Origin of the sequence: Clostridium sp. UBA5119 (genome assembly GCF_002414285.1) — a bacterium.
GTDB classification, from domain to species: domain Bacteria; phylum Bacillota; class Clostridia; order Clostridiales; family Clostridiaceae; genus Clostridium_J; species Clostridium_J sulfidigenes.
Window position 1 is genome coordinate 71,078 of sequence record NZ_DHYX01000011.1, and the last position, 17,527, is coordinate 88,604.

The 17,527-nt window shown below is 31.9% G+C and carries 13 protein-coding genes and 1 pseudogene; 13 read left to right on the plus strand and 1 reads right to left on the minus strand.

From position 1 onward, the window contains the following. Together B2671_RS01240 and B2671_RS01245 are read left to right on the plus strand one after the other, a co-directional pair. Nucleotides 1-2,117 (plus strand): FAD-dependent oxidoreductase (locus B2671_RS01240; RefSeq protein ID WP_346868774.1); only part of this gene is annotated, 2,117 nt, incomplete at its 5' end. Between the two features lie 66 nt (nt 2,118-2,183). Continuing rightward, a complete protein-coding gene (locus B2671_RS01245; protein ID WP_346868775.1) occupies nt 2,184-3,170 on the plus strand; it encodes a DUF5692 family protein in 987 nt (328 codons plus the stop codon). Between the two features lie 139 nt (nt 3,171-3,309). On the opposite strand, the gene B2671_RS01250 is transcribed toward B2671_RS01245, so the two are convergent. Next, a complete protein-coding gene (locus tag B2671_RS01250; RefSeq protein ID WP_346868776.1) occupies nt 3,310-3,522 on the minus strand; it encodes a DUF3955 domain-containing protein in 213 nt (70 codons plus the stop codon). Nucleotides 3,523-3,794: 272 nt separating this feature from the next. Here B2671_RS01250 and B2671_RS01255 point away from each other — a divergent pair, with 272 nt between their 5' ends. The 11 genes and pseudogenes from B2671_RS01255 (at nt 3,795) to B2671_RS01305 (ending at nt 17,418) form a co-directional block, all read left to right on the plus strand. Beyond that, a complete protein-coding gene (locus B2671_RS01255) occupies nt 3,795-4,895 on the plus strand; it encodes an energy-coupling factor ABC transporter permease (protein ID WP_346868777.1) in 1,101 nt (366 codons plus the stop codon). Nucleotides 4,896-4,909: 14 nt separating this feature from the next. Further along, nucleotides 4,910-5,719: a cobalt ECF transporter T component CbiQ gene (cbiQ, locus tag B2671_RS01260; RefSeq protein WP_346868778.1), complete on the plus strand. Its 810-nt coding sequence runs from the start codon at nt 4,910-4,912 to the stop codon at nt 5,717-5,719. Then, nucleotides 5,720-6,487, plus strand: a complete 768-nt coding sequence (locus B2671_RS01265) for an ABC transporter ATP-binding protein (protein ID WP_346868779.1) — start codon at nt 5,720-5,722, stop codon at nt 6,485-6,487. A gap of 68 nt (nt 6,488-6,555) precedes the next feature. Beyond that, on the plus strand, nt 6,556-6,930 hold the full coding sequence (locus B2671_RS01270; RefSeq protein WP_346868780.1) for a PH domain-containing protein: 375 nt from the start codon (nt 6,556-6,558) through the stop codon (nt 6,928-6,930). A gap of 734 nt (nt 6,931-7,664) precedes the next feature. Further along, on the plus strand, nt 7,665-9,047 hold the full coding sequence (locus B2671_RS01275) for an ABC transporter substrate-binding protein (RefSeq protein ID WP_422653213.1): 1,383 nt from the start codon (nt 7,665-7,667) through the stop codon (nt 9,045-9,047). A 45-nt stretch (nt 9,048-9,092) separates the two neighbouring features. Then, entirely contained in the window at nt 9,093-10,895 is a 1,803-nt protein-coding gene (locus B2671_RS01280; RefSeq protein WP_346868782.1) for a sensor histidine kinase, read from the plus strand. Beyond that, nucleotides 10,882-12,474: a response regulator transcription factor gene (locus B2671_RS01285; protein ID WP_346868783.1), complete on the plus strand. Its 1,593-nt coding sequence runs from the start codon at nt 10,882-10,884 to the stop codon at nt 12,472-12,474. Before B2671_RS01280 ends, B2671_RS01285 begins: the two co-directional genes overlap by 14 nt. A gap of 387 nt (nt 12,475-12,861) precedes the next feature. Then, nucleotides 12,862-14,022: a sugar ABC transporter ATP-binding protein gene (locus B2671_RS01290; protein ID WP_422653214.1), complete on the plus strand. Its 1,161-nt coding sequence runs from the start codon at nt 12,862-12,864 to the stop codon at nt 14,020-14,022. 216 nt (nt 14,023-14,238) lie between these two features. Next, the gene (locus tag B2671_RS01295; RefSeq protein WP_414632600.1) at nt 14,239-15,255 is read left to right on the plus strand and encodes an ABC transporter permease; all 1,017 of its coding nucleotides are present in this window, start codon (nt 14,239-14,241) and stop codon (nt 15,253-15,255) included. A 67-nt stretch (nt 15,256-15,322) separates the two neighbouring features. After that, nucleotides 15,323-16,309 (plus strand): sugar ABC transporter substrate-binding protein, encoded by a 987-nt coding sequence (locus B2671_RS01300; protein WP_346868786.1) that lies wholly within the window; start codon nt 15,323-15,325, stop codon nt 16,307-16,309. 67 nt (nt 16,310-16,376) lie between these two features. Then, nucleotides 16,377-17,418: pseudogene (locus B2671_RS01305) on the plus strand (NAD(P)-dependent alcohol dehydrogenase). Nucleotides 17,419-17,527: the final 109 nt, after the last annotated feature.

The following is a 17,527-nucleotide window of genomic DNA, read 5'->3' on the forward strand; positions in this document are numbered from 1 at the left end:
CAAGAGAAGCTATGGGAGAAGGCTGTGGTCACCTTAAGGAAGATATGTGCATTCAGATGGGACATGCTGCAGAATACTATATACGTACGAAGAGAGGTAGACAGATTACTCGTGAAGAAGCCTTTGAAATTATTAAGAGAGCAGAAGAAAATGGTTTAATGCATCAAATACCTAACTTAGATGGTTCTGGTAAAACTCATGCTATTTGTAATTGCTGTGGATGTTCTTGTCTGGCTTTAAGAACTGCTAGTATGTTTATTAACGCTGACATGGTACGTTCAAACTATGTTTCTAAAGTGGACAAAGAGAAATGTGTTGCTTGTGGAGAGTGCGTTCAAAATTGTCCTGTTAATGCACTACAATTGGGGCAAAAGTTATGTTCAAAAACACCAGTAACTACTGAGATAAAGAGAAGTGATACTCCACGAGATACTGAGTGGGGTCCAGATAAATGGAATTCTGATTATAGAACCAATAGAAAAGATGTAGTTGATACAGGTACAAGTCCTTGTAAAACTAATTGTCCAGCTCATATTGCAGTTCAAGGTTATGTTAAACTTGCTTCTCAAGGAAGATATAGGGAAGCCCTTGAACTTATTAAACAAGAAAATCCGTTTCCTGCAGTATGTGGACGTATTTGTCCAAGAAAGTGTGAAACTGATTGTACTAGGGGAGATATTGATGATCCAGTTGCTATTGATGAAATCAAAAAATTTATTGCTGAACAAGATTTAAATACTGATCATAGATATGTGCCTAAACGTAAGCACGAGTACGGTAAAAAAATTGCTGTTGTGGGAGCAGGGCCTTCAGGTCTTAGCTGTGCATACTACTTAGCCATTGATGGGTATAAAGTAACTGTGTTTGAAAAAGAAAATGTTCTTGGTGGAATGTTAACTTTAGGAATACCTTCATTCAGGCTTGAAAAGAATGTAATAAATGCTGAAATTGACATACTGAAAGAATTAGGCGTTGAATTCAATACAGGCGTTGAGGTTGGAAGAGATATAAGTCTTAATGAATTAAGGGATCAAGGTTTTAAAGCCTTCTATATTGCAATCGGTGCTTGTATGGGAAGAAACCTTGGCATTGAAGGTGAAAATGTAGAAAATGTTATAACCGGTATAGATTTTATGAGAGATGTTAACTTGAGTAAGAAGTTAAAACTTGAAGGTAATGTAATCGTAATCGGTGGTGGTAACGTTGCTATAGATGTTGCGAGAACAGCTACTAGAATTGGAAATACACAAATTAAAATGTACTGTTTGGAAAGTCGTGAACAAATGCCTGCACTTCCGGAGGAAATTGAGGAAGCATTATCAGAGAATATTGAAATTAATAATTCTTGGGGACCAAAGAGAGTAATTGTTGAAAATGGTCGTGCTACAGGAGTAGAATTCAAGAAATGTATTTCTGTATTTGATAAAAGTGGAAGATTTAATCCATCTTATGATGAAAATAACACTATCATAGTTAAGGCTGATACTGTACTGCTTTCAATAGGTCAAGGAATGAATTGGGGAGGACTTTTGTCAGATAGCAAAATTGAACTAAACAGAAATAATACTATTAAAGCAGATCCATTTACATTACAGACAGGTGAACCTGATGTTTTTGCTGGTGGTGATGCATTAACAGGACCTAAGTTTGCAATAGATGCTATTGCTTTAGGTAAGGAAGGGGCAATTTCAATTCATCGTTATGTTCAGCCAGGACAAAGTTTGATTATTGGTCGAGATAGAAAAGAATATCATGCATTAGATAAGGAAAATATCGAACTTCAAGGATATGATAGTACTCCTAGACAGAGTGTAGGTCATGTAGATGGAAACAAATCAAGACAAACATTTAAAGACTTACGTGAAACATTTACTGAAGACCAGATAAAAAAGGAAACAGAACGTTGTCTTAGCTGTGGTGCAACGGTTGTAGATGAATTCCTGTGTGTAGGATGTGGTCAATGTACCACTAAATGTAAGTTTGATGCTATTTCCCTTGTAAGAAAATATGATGGTGAGGGTGTAGCCTATGAGGATCTTAAACCTGTAGTTATAAAACAAATTCTTAAACGCAAAGTGAAAATTACAACTAAAAAAGTAAAGAAACTTTTTAAATAACTTAGTTAACTATAAAAGATTTTATAAAGTAATTTTAAATTTAAATAGGGGTAGAGGGTGAATAAAATGTTTGAATTTAATTATGTTGAAGGAGCAACAATGTTTTCTGCATGGGGAATGTGGTTTGTAGTTTTTGCAGGTTTGTTTTTATTCAATGAATTTTCTAGAAGACAGAAGTGGGCAGGATTTTTTAGTTTTGTTATTTTGCCAATTATTTTAACAGTTGTTTGGATGACTGTTTTAAAGGAGGTTACCTATACTGATTGGTTCCATCTAGCTAAAGTTTATTCTGCAACAGCAGGATGTATTGGATTTTGGTGTATTCGTCATATTGAGAAAAAGGATAAAATTACTGGTGAGGTTGTTTGGAGACTAGCTGATAATAAAATTGCACTATGCTTTCCACCGTTGATTCTAGCTATTAACATTATAGAAGCAGTGGCAAGAGATATTGAGGTTGGATCCACCTATTGGATGATGACTTCAGGAGCTATTGAAGGTGAAGTAGTAGGTGTAATTGGTGGTCCATGGAATTATATGAATGCAGCGGCTGGTATACTAAATATCATTGCTATAACTGGTTGGTTTGGAATAGTAATTAGAAAACAAACTAAAAAGGACAAAAGTAAAGATATGCTATGGCCAGATATGCTTTGGTTCTGGATTATTGCATATGATTTATGGAATTTTGTATATACTTATAATTGCATACCTACTCATTCTTGGTATGCAGGCTTAGCATTACTCATTGCACCAACTCTTTGTGCATTTACTGTTGGAAAGGGTGCTTGGCTACAGCATAGAGCTCAGACCTTAGCTATATGGTGCATGTTTGCTCAAACTTTTCCAAATTTCCAGGATACCGGAATGTTTGTAGTTAAATCAACTTATAATACTACTATTTATACAATTTTAGGAGCAATAGCTCTTGCAAGTAATATAGCTGTATTTGTTTATATGATATATAAAATAAGGAAAACTAAGAGAAATCCATACAAGGAAGAACTTTATACTGACCTTGATGAGTTTAAAGAAATTAAAATGATGATGTAAAGCCATATATATTATGATTATAGAAGGCAAAAATAGGCCTATAGACCTATTTTTGCTATCTAGAACTATTAAGATAATACAATATACAATAATTAAGCTCTAATACGTATCTATTAATTGAAAATAATTGATTATATACCTATTGGTTATTGCTGTTTACAAATTTAGATACTATATAAATTATTATTGCTGATATAATAGCTATAACAGCAAATAAAAATCCTATTGGTATAAGAAAGAATGGTTCAGATAGAGTTCCATCTGGCAAGACTTCGGAACCAACTACATTAAATACCGTAAAACATGCTATACTAGCTACTACTAAAAGAATACTAAATAAATATTTTTTCATTATTAATTTTCCTCCTATAAATTTTTGTACTTCGGATTAACTTTTTATTTGCAATTAAGTACTTTATAAATTCTGTACCTTTTAATATCATTTTATACTTGAAAAATAAAATTGTCAATAAATATTTATTGATATACAATAAATATTTATTATTAATACAACCTAGTTGGTATCGGAAGGATTGCATTTCGATTTACAACTGAGGAGATAAAATAGATGGTTTTAAATGCTTGACTTTTTGAGGCATTTTATTTTGTAAAGGAGTGGATATTATGCACATGGCTGATGCTTTGATTTCACCAGTGGTGGGAGGAACTATGTTGGCAGCTACTACTGGAATTACAGCTTATTCAATTAAAAAAATACAGAATGATATGGATGAAAAGAAAATTCCCTTAATGGGGGTAATGGGAGCTTTTGTTTTTGCTGCACAAATGATTAATTTTTCAATCCCTGGTACTGGTTCTAGTGGACACATTGGAGGAGGAATACTACTTGCAATATTATTAGGGCCCTATGCGGGATTCTTAACTATGGCTTCTATTTTGTTAATTCAAGCACTGTTCTTTGGAGATGGTGGGTTACTTGCCTATGGTTGCAATGTATTTAACCTTGGATTTTATACTTGTTTTATAGCATACCCTTTAATTTATAAATGGTTTACACGTAAAGGGATTACTACTAAGAAGATCTTTAGCGCCTCGATGGCATCTACTATAGTTGGTCTTCAAATAGGAGCTTTTAGCGTTGTACTTCAGACTCTTATGTCCGGAAAGACTGAATTGCCTTTTGGAACCTTTTTATTGTTAATGCAACCAATACATCTAGCAATCGGAGTAGCTGAAGGGTTTGTTACATCAGCAATTGTTACTTTTGTATGGAAGGCTAGACCAGAAATTCTAGAAAAGGCAGCTAAAGGAGAAGCTCTTGGTAATATATCTATGAAAAAGATACTTACTAGCCTTGTAATTGGAGTAGTTTTAGTTGGCGGAACGCTTTCTTGGTTTGCCTCTTCAAATCCTGATGGATTGGAATGGGCTATGGAAAAAACTTCAGGAACAGCAGAATTTGAAACACCAGATGGAATTCATAATACATTATCAGAAATACAAAGTAAGATAGCGTTTTTGCCTGATTACAGTTTTAAGACAAAGGAAGATGAAAGTGAAGAAGAAACACCTTTAGAAGTTGAAGAGCAATGGCCTGCAGTTAGTGCTGGAACAAGTGTTTCAGGTATTGTTGGTGGAATATTGACACTTGCACTGGCAGCATTCACAGGATTTGTTATCAGCTTAGTTAAAAAAAGAAAAGAAAGGTTTAATAATAAAAATAAGCTAGGTGGTAATGAACCCACCAGTAAAATTCTACAATAAGGATTTGATTTTACATGGCAAAAGTAATAAATTCTCTTTATAATATGAGACTTCTAGATGATTTAGCGGGGAAAGAAACCACAATACATAGGCTTCATCCCATTACAAAGTTATTAACTACAATTGTTTATCTAACTGTAGTTGTATCATTTGGAAGATATGAAATTAGTAGTCTTTTATCTTTTATTTTCTATCCTGTGGTTATTTTTGTGTTAGCAGAGCTGCCAGTTGTTCCAATCCTTAAAAGACTATTACTTGTAGAGCCTTTTATTATTGGAATTGGTATATTAAATCCCTTATTTAATCATCATACAATGGCTCTAGGAGGTATTGTTATTTCAAGAGGATGGGTAATATTTTTATCTATTTTCATAAAATGTGGGTTAACGGTGACTGTTAGTATTTTATTAATTGCAACTACAGGAATGGATAAATTGGCTGTATCATTGCGTATGCTGAAGGTTCCTAAAGTCTTTGTATTACAGTTGTTATTAACATATAGATATATATCTGTGCTGATAGAAGAGATTTCTAGAATGATGAGAGCATATTTCCTTAGGGCGCCTGGACAAAAGGGAATACATAGAAATGTTTGGGGTTCTTTTGCAGGACAGTTGATACTTAGGACATTTGATAGGGCGCAACGGGTGTATCAATCTATGAATATGAGAGGCTTTACAGGTGAGTATAATACAGGAAATATTGAAAAATTAAGAATTAGTGATTTTGCGTATTTAGCAGGTTGGAGCATATTTTTCATTTTAGCAAGAATTTATAATATACCTATGCTTATAGGTTCATTAATTACGGGGGTGATTAAATAGATGAGTTGTCATGAACTTGATGTAAGGAACTTGCATTTTTCTTATCCTGATGGACATGTAGCAGTAAAAAATATATCATTCACAATCCAACATGGTGAATCTGTGGGAATTATTGGTGCCAATGGTGCAGGAAAGTCTACAATATTGATGCTTTTAATGGGAGTTCTCTTTCCAAACAACGGAGAGGTGGTCATAGGAGATGTGAATGTAACAAAAAAAACATTACCCTTGATACGCCAGAGATTAGGAATGGTTTTTCAAGATCCTGATGATCAGTTGTTTATGACAACTGTATATGATGATGTGGCCTTTGGACCACGAAATTATAACTTTGATGAAAAAGAAGTTGAAATCAAAGTTACAAAGGCTTTAGAGTTAGTAGGAATATCTCACTTAAAAGATAGGGCACCCTTTAAATTGTCATGTGGAGAAAAGCGAGCTGCTGCAATTGCATCGGTTCTATCAATGGAACCGGATGTATTAGTTATGGATGAGCCAACAGCAGCTTTAGATCCTAAATCAAGACGAAGATTAATCAATTTATTAAAATGCTTTCAGCATACAAAGATAATAACTAGTCATGATTTAGATATGGTATTTGATACATGTAAAAGGGTTATCGTGATAAAAGAAGGTGAAATTGCTGCAGACGAAAACACAGTGGATATTTTAAATAACGAGGAATTACTAAATGACTGTGGATTAGAAATACCTCTTTCACTTCAGAATTGTCCTATCTGTGGAGCTTCAAAAAAAAGATTTATTTAGGAAGGTTTTTGCATATAAATGCAGAATAGTAAATAGATACAAGGATTTACTTATAGGAGGTAAATGAAATGGCAGAAACACAAGGTATATTAACATGGACTCTAGTATCTGAATGTCCAATTCCAAATGACGTTAATGATTTATTGGTGGAAGGAGAAGTAGCGATTGCTGCTTATAAAACATTCCGAGATAGTGCAATTTTTACTAATAAAAGACTAATTGTAAGAGATGCACAAGGGCTTACTGGTAAGAAAGTAGAGGTTTATTCGTTGCCTTACTCTTCTATTAACATGTGGTCTACTGAAAATGCAGGGAAACTTTTTGACCTTAGTGCAGAAGTTGAATTATGGACTAGAGCTGGTCAAATAAAAGTAAACCTACAAAAGGGAGTAGATGTCCGTAAACTGGATATGTTAATAGCCAACGCACTTTTAAAAGGATAATCATAGACATATGTAAAGTGAAAAAGCTTTAAACTTTGTTTGGAAATTTATTCCATATTGTAGGTTGCAGTGATACAATTCTGATATTTAATAAACAGCCGTTATTTAAGTTTTTAAGTAGCGGCTTTAACTTTTATAAACATTACCTTGAAATTCATTATCTACAAACTGGCTTATTATCCTTTGTTGCATTTCGGTGGGAATTAATGTAAAATAATAATAGGGGGTGATTAGATGGAAGAAGACATGAAGTTGAAATCAACACCAATACAAAGGAATGAATATGATGTTGCCATTGAATTAACTAATTTATACTTNNTATACTTTTCATATCGAACAGATTCACCAGAAGTTGAAGAAATTCAACAGGTATATGCTAGATTTTATGCTGTAGTTTGTGGAATGGATGTTAAATTTAGAAATGGTATACCTGTAAACAAGATTGAAGAATTGTTACCAGAATCATTAAAAGAAAAATAGGTTAATTGAAGAACTCTCATTATGAGGGTTCTTTTTTTAATATTTTTTAATAGAGTAGCATTTTAATGAAAAAATAGTGATTTAATCATTTAAATATGTAGAATTATTATGTATAATGTAGCTAAATGGAATATTATTTTATATAAAAACAAAGGGGGAAGGTGATTATTATTAGGAATAAAAGGATTTATGTTTTCATTGTAATTATGGCTGCAATAATGCTTTGTTTAGCTACTTATAGCGAAAACATAATAATGGCTAAGTCTAAAGATGATGAATTAATTAGTAATAAAATTAAAGCACCCTTTTATCCATGGGATAAAGAACTACCTAATATAGAAACACCAGAAGGATTTGATTGGAGAGAATTTCAAGGTACTACCCTAAATTTTGTAGTAGAAAATAATATAAATGCTAATATTCTTTCTAGGGAGTGTAGAAAGTTTACTGAGAAAACAGGTATTAGAGTGAACATTAGACCAATGGATTATACTACAATGATAAATAAAATAAATAATGATTTTATATCTGAAAGAGGAAAATTTCAACTTGTTTATGTAGATCCATATCAAACTCTTAATAGGTTTCATAATAATCTAGAGGATTTAAATTTATATAATAATGATCCTAGAATGCCTCATATACCAGGTGGTATGGAGGATTTCTTTGATGATCAGGTAAATATTTCATCTTACTTTGGTGATAAAACTAAGTTATGTGCCATACCTTTTGATACTACAACTATGATTTTCTTCTATAGAAAGGATATTTTTGAGAAGTATAGAGAACAGTTTATAATGGAAAATGGATTTGATTGGACTCCAGGACAGAAAGATTTTACTTGGGAAAGGTATTGTATTGTTTCTAAATGGATTGATGAAAATGTTCCAGATGAAGAAGTTAAATATGGAAGTGCACAAATGGCTCAATTACATAATTCAGTATATTGCGATTTTTCTAATGTCCTTGAATCCTATGGAGGAAACTATTTTGATGATCCCTATGTGAATACATTAGGAGTAGAAAAACCAAAAAAAGTTTCAGTTAAAAATGATTACCTTGAAGAGGGATTAAGTATGTACAAACAGATGGTAGAAGTAGGTGCACCAGATAGTATTAATTGGAATTGGACGGATACTTCGGAAGCTTTTAAAAACGGTGAAATCGCAATGATGGCAAACTGGGATGAAAATGGAGCTGTAGTAGAAAATCCTAATATTTCTAAAGTGGCAGGTAAGGTTGGCTATAGCATTTTGCCCTATGGAAATGCGAGAAGTGCTAATATCTATGGAGGAGCAGGAATCGGAATTAATAGTGATGCTTCAGAAATTGAAAAGAAGGCTGCTTGGTTATTTATAGTTTGGGCTACTGCACCTCAGACACAAAGTATGGTTTTATGGGAACCAGAAGGTGGAAGCATGCCACCGAGAAAATCTGTGTACAATAGTATGGATGTACAAAACATCATAGAGAATGTAAAGAATAATACAAATGAAAGAAGTAATTTAAACCACTTACCTGCACTACTAGAGGTCTGGAAAGAGGATAATGTATATTTTAGATCTAAGATTAGTAATTTCTATTTTGTAGAGCAAATAATTATTAATAATGTAAGGGATATGGNNAGTAGCAGATAAAATTTTTAAAGAGTTGAGTTTACTACAATGAAGAGCGGGGATAAAATGAGAACTTCATGGATTAGAAAGAGCTTTAGAAACAAATTGCTAATTATTTTTATTCTATTAATATTTATACCTATTGGATTTATATATATTATTTATAACAATGTGATGAAATCAATTATTACTACAAAGTATAGTGAATCTGCAAAACAATCTGTATATGAGGCCGGAAGCAATATTGATTTTATAATTGATAGCATTGCTGATCTGTCAGACATGGTTGTTACTAATAGAGATTTTATAGAAAGTTTGAAAGGCTCATCAACTGAAAGTCATGAGGAATTAAATAATATACTGAGAAATTTTTGTACTACAAATGAAGAGGTGGAAAGTATATACCTTACAACTAAACATAATATTTATAATGTAGGGGCTAGTAAAACCTATGTGAAGCAGGTAATTGATATTAATAATATCAATAACACTCATGGTGAGTTAGTTTGGTTTGATACAATTCCTGTTAGAGTTAAGATATTGTCGGGAGAAATTCCTAAGAATTATTTTTCTTTAGGAAGAAAGATAATAGACTTAAATAGCTTAAAGGATATGGGAACAATATTTATTGATGTAGATGAAACCATATTAGAGGATTCTTATAAAAGTTTAATTACAGAGGAGAATAGCGAATTATTTATTTGTAATGAAAAGGGTCAAATAATTAGTCATCCTAATAAAGAAATTATAGGAAAGAATATAGAAGAAAAAAATTATGCAAAAGAAGTTCTATCATCTAATATAGATATGGGTTCAATAGAATTTACTGATGATAATGTTGAAAAGGTATGTATATACTCTAATATTACATCAACAGATTGGAAGATCGTAAAGATAGTAACCAAAGAGTATCTATACAAAGAAATTACAAATATGCAACGATATATGTTAATAGGTGTAATAATTTATGTAGTTATAACTATAATAATTTGTTTATTCTTTTCGTCTCAAATTTCAAAACCCATGGTGAGTATGAGAAATATGATGAAGAAGGCTGAAAATGGAGATTTACATGTGCGTATAAATATAGATAGAATTGACGAGTTAGGGGAACTTGGAAACAGCTTTAATAATATGATAGGGAAAATGAATGAAGTTGTTGATAAGTTAGTAGAAGAAGAAAGAATAAAAAAAGAGTTAGAACTTGAGACATTGCATGCTCAGATTAATCCACACTTCCTGTATAATACCTTAAATACTATAAAGTGGATGGCAAAGATACAAGGGGATAAATCTGTAAGTAATGCAGTAACTTCACTGATAAAACTTCTAAGGGTAAGTATAAACTTAGGAAAGGAAATGATTACTCTAGAGGATGAGATAGATTACGTTAAGAATTATATTAAAATACAAAATCTAAGATTCAATGAAAAAGTTAACATTATTTATAATATTCATGAAGACTGCCTTAATTGCTCAATACCGAAATTAATTTTACAGCCCATTGTAGAGAATTCTTTAATATATGGAATTAAGGAAGATGAAGAAGAGGAACCATTGGAAATATCTATAAATGCATGTATAGAAGGTGAAAACTTAATTATTCTTGTAGAAGATAATGGACCTGGTATCAGTGAAGAGGATTTAGAAAAAATCTTTGCTAAAGAAAAGGATGTAAATAAATTTAGTAAAGTTGGATTAAACAATGTTAATGAAAGAATAAAGCTTTATTGCGGTGAAGAATATGGAATTAAAATAGGAAATAGAAGTGAAATAGGTACCTATGTTAAGGTGACGATTCCTAGGAGTATAATGAGGAAAACTACTGGTGACTTTTTAGTAGATAAAGAGGGTGATGAAAGTTTATAAAGTTTTAATTGTAGATGATGAGGTTCTTGTAAGAGTAGGATTAAAATCCACAATAGATTGGAATAGCATAGGCTTTACAGTTATAGGTGAGGCTCCAAATGGTGAAAAGGCCTATGAGATGTATAAGCTATATAACCCAGATGTGATTATAACAGATATAAAAATGCCTAAGAAGGATGGTTTATGGTTAACAGAAGAAGTAAGAAAAGAAGATAGCTTAACTCAAATACTGGTATTAACCTGCTATGATGATTTTACAAATGTAAGACAAGCTCTAAAATATGGAGCTAATAATTATATTCTTAAATCAGAGGTAGAGGATGAGGAACTTATAAGTACCATGCTAGAGGTAAAAAGAAATTTAGACAATATGGATAAGAATACACTAGGTAAGGACAAGGCTAGTGAAACCTTAATGAAGACTAAAAATCAGCTTATAGAATATCTTATAGATGGTTCAAGTTCCTTTGATGAAGTAGATTTTGAGGGGTTTAAACAGATAAACTTTAATATTTATGGAGGGAAATATTCTATTTTAGGTTTCTTCCCTGAAGCTAATGATATTATTGCTTCCATTAAAGAAAGAGAAAATGTGAAAAATGCTATGATAGAGCTTATAACGTGGATATTTTCTAAAGAAAAAATACAGTGTCTTTTGAAGGAACAGGAGGATGGACTTATATATTTTATATCTAAGGAAGATATTAAATATGGTGAAGTACAAGAGGTAATTNNAAAAACCACTGTAATTCAATATTTTAATATTAAGTTAGATGTAATATATACACCTATATTTAGTGAGCTTAAAGAATTCCCAAATTATTTTAAGGAATATGTAGAAAGAACAAAAGATATATTCTATTTGCCTTTGGGTTCTGTAGTAGAAACTAGAGAAAATAAAGAATTGAAGGATATAAATATGCTGAAATTCGAAAAACAATCTAAGAGTATTCTTATTAACTTTATAGAAGAAGGAAATCTAGAGGGTGGAAAAAGTCATATAGAGAGTATAGAGAAGAAAATAAATGGTTGTAAAATATCAGAGTTAACATGTAAGCTTATGTATTGTAATATTATTGTTAGTATATTAGAAAAGTATGAAGAATATTTTCAAGGTAATGATTATGATACCTTATATCAGGGGTATTACAATAAAATTATGGATTCTACAAGAATTATGTTTATATCAAAACTAATGTGTAAATTTTTAGAGGAGATATGTCAGTTAGTTCTAAGAATAAGGGATGATCAGAATTCTAAATATATTATAAATAAAGTTGTGGAGTACATTGAAATAAATTATTCAAGTAAAGTTACTCTAGAAGATATCGCTACTCATATTAATCTATCTAAACAATACCTATCATTTTTATTTAAAAAAGAGACAGGAATAAATATTTCTTCTTATATCATCAATCTGCGTATAGAAAAAGCAAAGGAAATGATTAATAAAGGTGAAGACAGTATGAAAGTTATCTATCAAAGGGTAGGATTTACAGATCAACAGTATTTTTATAAGACTTTTAAAAAAGTAACAGGATTAACTGTAGGTCAATATAAAGATACCATACAAAAATAAATAAAGTGTAGCACATTAATACTATTTAACTATGTTAAGTAGTATTTTTTTATATAAAATTAAGATTAGTGAAAAAAATGTAGAAATATATATAATTATGTTGCACAAATACATTAATATATTACACAAAAATATTAATATATTACACAAAGAACTTTGTGAAAAATTAGGCGAGAATAATTTACACAAAACTAAGGTTATTTTCCATTATAGGTTAATAATTTTTTTATTATAATTATGCCATAGAATGAAATTAAAAGTTTACAAGGGGGGATAAAGGTGGAGAGCAATATACCAAAGCTAGAATTAAAAGGTATACAGAAATTTTTCCCAGGAGTAACTGCCTTAGCTAATGTAAGTTTTTCTGTTAAAAAGGGAACGGTTCATGTGCTTTGTGGAGAAAATGGAGCTGGTAAGTCTACACTTATGAAGATAATAAATGGTATATATCAACCTGATGGTGGAAGTATTCATATAGATGGAAAAGAAGTTAAGATACAGAATCCTATTGAAGCTCGTAGGCATGGTATATCTATGATATTTCAAGAGCTAAATTATATACCTGAGATTACTATTGAAGAAAGTATATTTTTAGGGAGAGAGCCTGTAAATAAATTAGGGAAAATTAATTGGAAGAAGATTAGAAAAGATACTGAAGAACTTTTAAAACAAGAAAATTTACCCTATTCGCCAACAACACAATTTAAGGATCTTACAGTATCAGATATACAAATGCTAGAGATTCTAAAGGCTATGTCTTATAATTCACAGGTTATTATCATGGATGAACCTACATCTGCAATTACTAGAAAAGAGGTAGGAATTCTCTTTGATAAGATTGCTGAATTAAAAAGTAAGGGTGTAAGTATAATATACATATCTCATAAGATGGAAGAAATCTTTAAAATAGCTGATGAAATAACAGTTATAAGAGATGGTGTTGTTATTGATACTAAGCCAGCTAGTGAGTTAGATATAGACAAGGTTATTTCTCTTATGGTAGGCCGTAAAATTACCAATGCATATCCTAAGGAAGATATTAAAATCGGAGAAACCATGTTAGAGGTTAAAGAACTAACTGATGGAAAGCACTTTGAGGATATTAATTTTCATGTAAAAAGAGGAGAAATTGTAGGTTTTGCAGGTCTTATGGGAGCAGGTAGAAGTGAAGTGGCTAGAACAATATTTGGACTAGACTCATACCTATCAGGTGAGATTAAAGTTAAGGGTAAGGAAGTAAAAATAAAAAATGTAAAGGATAGTATTAACAATGGAATAGTTATGCTATCAGAAGATCGTAAGAGATATGGAATAGTAGGAATTAGAAGTATAACTGAAAATGTATCCATATCTAATTTAGAGAAATTCTTTTATAAGGGTCATCTACATAGTAAAAAAGAGATTAGTAGTGTATCAAATATATGTGAAAGAATGAAGGTAAAATGCCCTAATTTAGAAACCTCTATTGATTCTCTAAGCGGAGGAAATCAACAGAAGGTAATATTTGCAAAGTGGATGCTCAGAAATNNACAAGGGGAATCGATGTAGGTGCAAAGTACGAAATATATAAACTTATTACAGAACTTGCAAAAGAAAATAGAGCAGTAATAATAATAAGTTCTGAATTACCAGAGCTCATAGGTATGTGCGATAGAATCTATGTTATGGCATCTGGAAAAATTACTGGAGAAATAGATAGAGAAAAGGCTACACAAGAAGCTATTATGAAGTTAGCTACAAGGGGGGAATAGAAGGATGAAGATGATAGATATTAGACATAAATGGTCGAGAACCTCAAGTAAATATAGTATTTACGTTGTATTACTTGCTATGTTTATGGCATGTTCTTTAATCAGTCCTGTATTTTTATCAGGAGAAAACTTAACAAATATATCAAGACAAATATCAATAACCACTATTATTGCTTTTGGTGAAACAATTTTAATTATATGTGGACTTATAGATTTATCAGCAGGTTCAGTTCTGGCTTTATCAGGTCTGCTTTCTGTTGCAGCCTTTAAGGCTACAGGTTCTTTGGAAATAGCATTGCTAGTTGGAGTACTTGTAGGTGTTATATGTAACTTTATCAATGGGATAATGGTAACTAAGTTTAAAGCACCTCCATTTATTGCCACATTAGCTATGCAAACTGTAGCAAGAGGTGCAGCTTTATTGTTTACTAATGGTCAAAATATTTATCAAATAGGAGACTTTATTGTACTAGGACAAAACTCTATAGGATTTATTCCTATTCCTGTAATATTCATGACTGGAATTACTCTTTTAACTTGGTACATCCTAAAACATACAAGACTAGGCAGATGTGTTTATGCTGTAGGTGGTAGTGAAGAGGCTTCAAGAGCTTCAGGAATAGATGTAAATAAAACTAAGATGAAGGCTTATCTCATAAATGGTATATTTGTTGGAATCGCAGGTGTGTTATTTATGTCTCGTGTTAATGCTGGGCTTCCTAATGCTGGTATAGGAGCAGAATTTGAAGGAATGACTGCTGCAATAATTGGTGGAACAAGCTTTACTGGGGGAATAGGAACTGCAGGTGGAACTCTTGCAGGAGCATTCATTATGGGATTCTTAAACAATATAATGAACCTAGTAGGAATACAATCTTATATGCAACAAGTAGTAAAGGGAGTAATTATTGCGTTTGCAGTAATTTACGATATAAAATCTAAGAACAAAAGAGAAAGCAGAAAACTAGGTAGTATTGCTGATAAAAATAAAGACAAAACCCTAGTAGAAACCGAAGGAAGTTCTGTTTAGATCAAATCAAGTTAAGTAAAAATCAAAATATAATGAAAAATAATATTATTAGGGGGAGACAATTGATATGAAAACAAAGAAAATATTAACTTTAGCTATGTCATCGTTATTAGCATTATCACTTACTGTGGGATGTACTAATACTTCAAAGGAGGAACCAGTTGCAGAAGGTGAAAAGACTTATAAAGTTGCATATATTGCAAGAGCACAAGGAGATTCTTTTGCTGCTTGGCTTGCAAATGCAGTAAAGGATGAAGTAGCTACAAACTATAAGGATGTACAGGTAGATATATTTGATGGAGATAGCAAGAATGAAGTTATAGCATCTCATATTGAGAATGCGGTTACAAAGAAATATGATGCAATTCTTCTTCAACCATTTGATTCTGAAGCACAAGTAGCACCAGCTATAGCAGCTATGGATAAAGGGGTTAAGGTTATTACAGTAAACAACCGTATTAATGATAATGATAGAGCAGCGGCAGTAGATGCAGACCCAGTTGATCAAGCTGCTAAAAATGCAAAACTTGCTTTAGAGCAAGTTCCTCAAAATGGAAAAGTTGTAGTTCTTATGGGACCAGCAGGTAATATGCACTCTGATAAGAGACGTGAAGGATGGGAAAAAGAATTCTTTGCAAAGAGACCAGACGTTAAAATCTTAGATGAGCAAATTGCAAATTGGAATAAAGATGAAGCGATGAGATTAATGGAAGACTGGATTCAAACTCATGGAGAAATTGATGCAATAATATCTATGAATGATAACATGTGTGTAGGAGCTCTTGAAGCGGCTAAAGCAGCAGGAAAGACAAATATATTATCATATGGTGTTGATGGAACAGCAGAAGCTTGTTTAGCTATAAAAAATGGTGAAATGACATCAACTACTCTTCAAAGTGCTTACGAGCTTGCAGAAAAAGCTGTTAAGTTAACATATGATGTTATGACTGGTAAAGTAGAGCGTGATACTATAATGGTAGATTGTCCATTAATAACAAAGGATAATGCTGATGAGTTTATAGAAATTCATAAAAAAGCAGGTAATATAGACTAATAAAAAAGTAGACCTTGTACAGTTTTGTGCAAGGTCTATAATTGAACTTAATTTAGGAGGAATAAAGATGATAAACAAGGCAGTATATATGTGTGGAACTCATAATATGGAAACAAGAGATATTGAGGTTTCAGCTCCAAAGGATAAAGAAGTACTTATAAAATTAGAATGTGTAGGGATATGTGGTTCAGATGTACATTATTATGAGCATGGTAGAATAGGGGACTTCATAGTAGATGGAGATTTTATTTTAGGTCATGAATGTGCTGGAGAAATAGTTCAAGTAGGCCCTGGAGTTAAGAATTTAAAAGTTGGAGATAGAGTTGCTTTAGAGCCAGGTCAAACTTGTGGTCAATGTGAATTTTGTAAAAGTGGTAAATATAATCTATGCCCAGAGGTTGAGTTCCTAGCAACACCACCATATCATGGTTCTTTAATGAATTATATAACATATCCAGAAAATATGTGTTTTAAACTACCAGATAATGTATCAACTAAGGAGGGTGCTTTAGTTGAACCTTTAGCAGTAGGATTACATGCTGTATCACAGGGAAATGTAAAATTAGGGGATACAGTTGTAGTTTTAGGTGCAGGATGTATAGGTCTAGTAACTTTATTAGCTTGTAAGGCATATGGTGCTACAAATGTTATTGTTGTAGATGTTATAGATAAGAGATTAGACTATGCCCTAAAATTAGGTGCAACTAAAGTTATAAATGCTAAAAATCAAGATGTACTAGCTGTAATAAATGAGATTACAAACAATGCTGGTGCAAATGTGGTTNNTTATTGAAACAGCAGGATCTGAGCATACAATAAAGCAGACACCTTACTTAGTAAAAAGGGGTGGAGCTATTGTATTAGTAGGACTTGCGCCAAAGGATATAATTGAGTTTGATTTCATGCAAATTATGACTAAAGAGGTTGAAATAAAAAGTGTATTCAGATATAGAAACATATATCCAGCAGCTATAGGAGCAATTTCTGATGGGAAAATTGATGTTAATGGAATAGTTACCCATGAATTTGATTTTAGTGATACAAAGGAGGCCTTTGACTATGTTATAGAAAATAAGAATGATGTAGTAAAGGCAGTTATTAAGCTTTAATAATTTTGATTGGAGTGGCTAGAAGATGAAGTACTTATTAGGCATAGATATTGGAACCTCAGGTACTAAAACAGTGCTATTTGATAGGGGAGGAAATCCGATTTCCTCT

Coding starts and splice junctions, on each gene's coding strand:
- B2671_RS01245 (WP_346868775.1), top strand. CDS start 2,184: ATGTTTGAATTTAATTATGTTGAAGGAGCAACAATGTTTTCTGCATGG.
- B2671_RS01250 (WP_346868776.1), bottom strand. CDS start 3,522: ATGAAAAAATATTTATTTAGTATTCTTTTAGTAGTAGCTAGTATAGCA.
- B2671_RS01255 (WP_346868777.1), top strand. CDS start 3,795: ATGCACATGGCTGATGCTTTGATTTCACCAGTGGTGGGAGGAACTATG.
- cbiQ (WP_346868778.1), top strand. CDS start 4,910: ATGGCAAAAGTAATAAATTCTCTTTATAATATGAGACTTCTAGATGAT.
- B2671_RS01265 (WP_346868779.1), top strand. CDS start 5,720: ATGAGTTGTCATGAACTTGATGTAAGGAACTTGCATTTTTCTTATCCT.
- B2671_RS01270 (WP_346868780.1), top strand. CDS start 6,556: ATGGCAGAAACACAAGGTATATTAACATGGACTCTAGTATCTGAATGT.
- B2671_RS01280 (WP_346868782.1), top strand. CDS start 9,093: ATGAGAACTTCATGGATTAGAAAGAGCTTTAGAAACAAATTGCTAATT.
- B2671_RS01300 (WP_346868786.1), top strand. CDS start 15,323: ATGAAAACAAAGAAAATATTAACTTTAGCTATGTCATCGTTATTAGCA.